The organism is Nonomuraea sp. NPDC049709, assembly GCF_040674815.1.
Classification (GTDB): Bacteria; Actinomycetota; Actinomycetes; order Streptosporangiales; family Streptosporangiaceae; genus Nonomuraea.
Map to the genome: position 1 here is coordinate 1 of NZ_JBFANM010000184.1, position 4,484 is coordinate 4,484.

3 protein-coding genes and 1 pseudogene are annotated in these 4,484 nt (G+C 68.6%); 1 reads left to right on the plus strand and 3 read right to left on the minus strand.

The genetic code is table 11. The features are described from left to right. Nucleotides 1-214: 214 nt before the first annotated feature. Nucleotides 215-1,114: a peptidoglycan DD-metalloendopeptidase family protein gene (locus AB0J69_RS61395; RefSeq protein ID WP_364138570.1), complete on the minus strand. Its 900-nt coding sequence runs from the start codon at nucleotides 1,112-1,114 to the stop codon at nucleotides 215-217. A gap of 302 nt (nucleotides 1,115-1,416) precedes the next feature. Here AB0J69_RS61395 and AB0J69_RS61400 point away from each other — a divergent pair. After that, a pseudogene (locus AB0J69_RS61400) lies at nucleotides 1,417-1,640 on the plus strand (integrase core domain-containing protein); the annotation flags it as partial. A gap of 96 nt (nucleotides 1,641-1,736) precedes the next feature. Here AB0J69_RS61400 and AB0J69_RS61405 read toward each other — a convergent pair. Together AB0J69_RS61405 and AB0J69_RS61410 are read right to left on the minus strand one after the other, a co-directional pair. Then, nucleotides 1,737-2,462, minus strand: a complete 726-nt coding sequence (locus tag AB0J69_RS61405) for a VOC family protein (RefSeq protein ID WP_364138573.1) — start codon at nucleotides 2,460-2,462, stop codon at nucleotides 1,737-1,739. Between the two features lie 430 nt (nucleotides 2,463-2,892). Further along, nucleotides 2,893-4,050: an SDR family oxidoreductase gene (locus AB0J69_RS61410; RefSeq protein WP_364138575.1), complete on the minus strand. Its 1,158-nt coding sequence runs from the start codon at nucleotides 4,048-4,050 to the stop codon at nucleotides 2,893-2,895. Between the last annotated feature and the right edge of the window lie 434 nt (nucleotides 4,051-4,484).

A 4,484-nucleotide genomic window follows, 5' to 3' on the forward strand; every position in this document is an offset into this window, starting at 1 on the left:
TCTTCGTTCGGGGGGGGGTGGGGGGGGGGGGGGCGCCCCCCCCGGCCCCCGCGGGGGGGGGGGGCCGAGCGGCGCCGACAGCACCGCGAACGTCTCGGTTCGCGGTCCGCGGTGGCGAGGGCGTTGAGGTTCGGGGTCGCATACGGACGTCGGACGCCCTCGCCACATCACCGCGGCCGAACAGCAGGCGCTGGCGGGCCTGCCGCTGACGTCCTCAGCCGAGCGGAATGACCGGCTCCGTCGACCGGCCGGCGTAGTAGCAGCCCGTGGTGGGCAGGCTGCTCGCCGCCGGTGGGGTGGCGCCGTCGTAGACGGCCAGCAGGAAGTTCTGCGGGCACCGCCGGGTGCTGCCGGTGCGGATGCCGAAGTGCAGATGCGGACCGGTGGAGTTGCCGGTGTTGCCGGTCAGCCCGATCTGTTGCCCGGCGCCGACCGCCGCGCCGTTGGAGACCGACCACGACGAGAAGTGGCAGTACGTGTAGATGGCCCCGTCGGTTCCGGTCAGGTTGATGCCTCGCCCGCACAGGCTGTCGTCGATGACCGTCACCGTGCCGGCGCGCACCGCGTACGCCGGGGTGCCGGTGCCGACCGGGAGGTCGATCGCGGGATAGTCGTGGTGCGGGTCGTCGTACTCGCTGCGCGGCAGCGCGTTGCGCGGAAGGGGTAGCGCGAAGGAGCCACCTCCGGTGGACGAGGTGATCCGGACCGCGTCGGCGACGACGTAGCCGGGCTGGCTGGTCCAGCGGCTGACGCCGACCACGTTGTAGTCGCCGGCGGCCAGGGTGAACGTCCCGAGACCGACCCAGCGGCCACCGTTGGCGCGCTGGTCGATGACCACGGTACGGATGCCGTCGGTGGTCGCCACCATGAACGGGGTGGCGCTGTTGTAACCGGCGTCCGCTGGGTACCAGACCTCGACCAGGTGAGCCCCGGCCGCTGCGATCGACGCCTTGAACCAGGCGGCGTCGCTCGCGACGGTGTTCGGTGCCGCGAACCGGTAGTCCGCGCCGTACCGCTGCGCGGACCATGCCGAGGTGCCCCAGTCGGCACCGGCGGTGAACTGGCCGGCGGTGGCGTTGTCGACCGTGGTGGTCGCGGCGGTCGCGGGCGCCACAGTACCGAGCAGAACCAGAGAGGCTGCTACGACGGCGGCCGATAAACGAGTGATGGTTTTCACGAGCTGGTCCCTCCGGGGGGTTGAGGGGAAGCACGGGCGAAGGTATCTAACCAACATGCGAGCGTCAATGAAAGATATTTACATAGATCAGTTTCTTGGCCCAGGTCCGCGGCCGGAGTCCCAGCCCGGCCATGCACAAAGACCGGAGGCTCGGCGTGCTCGACACCGCCGACCAGCCCTCGGGCCAGTACCTGGACCGTGTCCGTGGCGACTTGCACCACACCCTGGCCGCGGCCGGGATCACCCACGAACGCACCCGCCGCTACCGGCCCCTGGCCAACGGCAGGGCAGAACGTTACAACCGCACCCTGCTCGGCGAACGGGCCTAGCCCAGCCCCACCCCTCGGAAACCGAACGCCGCCAAGCCCTGCCAACGTGGTTCCACACCTAGAATCACCACCGCGGACACACCGCGCTGAACGGCCTACCACCCGCCAGCCGCGTACTCAACTTCGCAGGACAGAACCCCCACCCGGGGGGTGGAGCGGCTGGGATGGGACTACCGCGTCGTTGGCGCGGTGGTGGACGCGAACGCGCGGTGGCTGTCGGGTTATCGGCTTCACCCCTGATAGAGATCGATGCGGTTCCCGCTGGGGTCTGTCACGCACGAAGACCGCGGCTTCCACGGCTTGTCCACCGGCTGGTGGACCTCGATGGCTCCGGCATCAACGGCGCGACGGTGCGCGGCGTCCACGTCCTCCACGAGGAGACCGAACCGGGACACCCCGGCTGGACCGTCGTGTTCGCCATGCCCGTTGAGCTCCCGCGCGACCGTCAGCAGGAAGAACTCCTCACTCGGCCAGGTGCCGAACTGAAAGGAGGAGATCTCCTCGTGGAACACCGCGTCGAATGCGGCCTGGTAGAACGAGATCGACTCGGCGAGGTCCGTGACATTGATGGTCACCTGGACGATACGAGGTGTCTTCAGGTCAGGCATAGCCACTCCGTGTTCGATGTAGTGGTCCACCGTGCGGACCATGCGAGAAAGAACCTGGGCGCGATCCACCAGCCGCTCTCGGTGCTGATGCAGCACGGTGCGCAGCGACTCGCCGTCGGAGTCATCCAGGACGACGCGTACGGAGTCGATCGGCACATCGACGCGCCGCAGCGCGCAGATCAGCCGGGCTTGCCGAACCTGCTCAGGGCGGTAGCGGCGATAACCGGTAACCGGATCGACGATCGCTGGCGGCAGCAGGCCGAGTTCGTCGTAGTGCCGCAAGGCATGGATCGACAGGCCGCTGACCAGAGCGAAGACACCGATACTCAGGAAGTTGTCGCTGCTCACCCAGACAGCATCCCGTCTCGGGTTACCCGAGAGTCAAGCGATCATGGCCCAGCACGACCGCGAAACCGTCCGAACCAAGGTGTCGTGCCGCAGGCCAGGACCTGACGCGAGCGCCGGACATCATCGGGCGGCTCTGGCGTAGATGTGGCGCGGCGGTCATGGGCCGCCACGCCGCAGACCCCATATTCCGGGCGTTCGCAGACCAACTCGCGCTCCCGCAGTCCCCGGCCAAGCCCCCCGATATCCACATGCGGCCACCTCATCGGAGGCTCGCCATCGTGCCGTGGGTTGGACCCAACGCCGCGCGGCCCGGCGACCCCGGAGATCGATGCAGGGGTTCGGGCACCTGGTGCGGGTCGGCGTGGTAGGGCGGGTGCGCAGGCCGCATCGAGACGCCGCGCAACCCGCGTCGAGGTCCGCGGCGTGGCCGTCAGTAGGTGGCGCGTCCGCCGCTGATGTCGTAGACGGCTCCGGTCGAGAAGCTGACCTTGTCGGAGGCGAGCCAGGCGATGAGCTCGGCGACTTCTTCCGGCTTTCCGACGCGGCGCAGGGGGATGAGGCTGGTGATGTGAGCGAGGGCCTCGGGGCCGGTGTCGGCGTTCATCGGAGTCTCGATGACAGCGGGGGTGATGGCGTTGACGAGCACGCCGCTGGTGGCCAGCTCTTTGCCGAGGGACTTGGTGAGCGCGATGACGGCGGCCTTGGAGGCGGAGTACGGCGCCATGTTCGGGTTGCCGTCCTTGCCGGCCATGCTGGCGAGGTTGATGATGCGGCCCCAGCCGCGTTCGCGCATGCCGGGCACGAACGCGCGGCAGGTGTGGAAGGTGCCATTGACGTTGACGTCGAAGGTGCGCTGCCAGCCGTCGAGCGGGATCTCCCACAGCGGGGCGTTCGGGCCGACGATCCCGGCGGAGTTGACCAGGATGTCCACCGGACCCACCTGTTCGGCGGCGGTTTGGACGGCGGCGGCCTCGGTGACGTCCACGACCAGGTCGGCGCCTTCGGAAACATCGAGGGTGATCACTTCGATGCCGTCGGCTTCCAGGCGAATGGCGGCGGCCTTGCCACTGAGCGTGCCGGCACGGACTTCCTCGCTCAGTTTCCACACGTCGGTCCCGCAGCCGAGCGCGGCGCCGCGGAAGGTTCCGGTGACCATCGGCCCGCCCGGAACGACGACCGCGGGCAGATCGACCGAGGCGGCGGCCATGCGCAGGGCGGGGATGGTCTTGTCGCAGCCGCCCAGCAGCACAACGCCGTCGATCGGGTTGGCCCGCAGCATGTCCTCGACGGCCATCGCGGCCATGTTGCGCCAGAGCATTGCGGTGGGGCGGACGTTCGTCTCGCCGAGGGAGACCACCGGCAGGTTCAGCGGGACCCCGCCCGCCTCCCACACGCCGCGCTTGACATGCTCGGCGACCTCGTCGAGGTGCATGGTGCAGGGAGTGAGGCCGGAGGCGGTGTTGGCGATCGCGATGTGCGGACGGCCGTCGAAGGCGTCGGACGGCAGCCCGCGCCGCATCCACGCGCGGTGGATGTAGGCGTTGCGGTCACTCCCCGCGTACCACTGAGCGCTCTGGCTCCTCGCCATGAGCCACCAATCTTCCAATTAATGGAACTTGAATTCGATTCATGAAACACAGAAAAGGAAGAGTAGGCCATGGGCCACCGCCGTGAACCGCCCATCGTGAGAAACTTCCGTTTCCTGGAATGATGGTCTAACGTTCGGAACGTGTCCGAGCTGATCGACGAGCCCAGGCTCGTCGGGTCCGACCGCGCTGCGCAGGGCGAGGCCCGGCCTGGCCCGGCCATGTGCGAGTCACCCCAGTCCTCAAGGCGCTGTGCGACCGATACGGCGAGACGGTGCACTGCGCGGTACCGGACGGCGACGCGGTGGTCTACCGCTCCAACCCCTTCTGAGAGAGGCACCCGTGTATCTCATGCGCATCGGCGCACCCGGCGCCGAGAAGCCCGTCGTCCGCATCGACGACACCCACTACATCGACGTCTCCGACGTCACCCCCG